2 protein-coding genes are annotated in these 802 nt (G+C 40.3%); both read left to right on the top strand.

Annotation, left to right across the window (positions count from 1 at the left end):
- Positions 1-116: 116 nt before the first annotated feature.
- Positions 117-443 carry a protein YvlA gene (gene yvlA / locus ACWHAR_RS25775; RefSeq protein WP_003244375.1) on the top strand — a complete coding sequence of 109 codons (327 nt, stop codon included), beginning with the start codon at positions 117-119 and terminating at the stop codon, positions 441-443.
- A 24-nt stretch (positions 444-467) separates the two neighbouring features.
- Positions 468-802, top strand: a 335-nt coding sequence (locus ACWHAR_RS25770; RefSeq protein WP_452088264.1) for an SHOCT-like domain-containing protein, incomplete at its 3' end; no start/stop codon positions are given.

The following is an 802-nucleotide window of genomic DNA, read 5'->3' as shown; positions in this document are numbered from 1 at the left end:
AATCGGAGCATGTCTAAAGAATGAATTTGAAACCTGAAGAGATTTTAAACGTATAAATAAGTAAAACGTCCCTGATCTTTTGTCATGGACAATTCACAATAGGAGTGTGGAATGAATTGAACCGTAATCAAGCTATTATTGCATCACTTTGTTATTTCAGTGTGTTTATTGCGCCAATCATTGTGCCGATTGTCGCTTATTTTGTTGTAAATGAGAAAGAAACAAAACGCCATGCGATACGCTCTCTTATTTCTCACATAGTTCCGTTTGTCGGCTGGCTGTTCCTTTTTATTGCTTTACTTGGCGGAGCCGTTGCGATTGATGGAGACAGCTTGCTTCCTGTATTTGTAATCATTGGGGGAGCGGTTATTTATTTCTTGGTTGTCATTGGCATTATCATTTGGAATGTGATTCAGGGCATTAAGGTCCTGCGTGCAGCATAAGTAGACAATGGGGAGGAGATCGTAATGATGCAAGAAAAGGAACGAATCCTTAAGCTTGTTGAGGAAGGAAAGCTTACAGCACAAGAAGCTTTGACACTGATTGAAAAGCTTGACAGCGACTACAAGGAAAAAGAAGAGAAAATCACAGCGCTCTCAGTTCACGTTCATGACGAGGAAGAGCCATTTACAACGGCAAAAAAAGAAAGCGGCAAGCCGTCTTTAGGAGCCAAGCTGTTTGACTGGATTGATTCTGCTGTGAAAAAGGTCAAGGAAGTTGACCTTGATTTAAACTTTGGCCATGCGTATGATGTTCAGCACATTTTTCAATTTAAAGATACTGACTTTTCCAGTGTTGAGCT

This window comes from Bacillus sp. LR--39, assembly GCF_053613335.1.
Note: the sequence above shows the minus strand (reverse complement) of the source record. Positions and strands in the feature narration are given on the sequence as shown.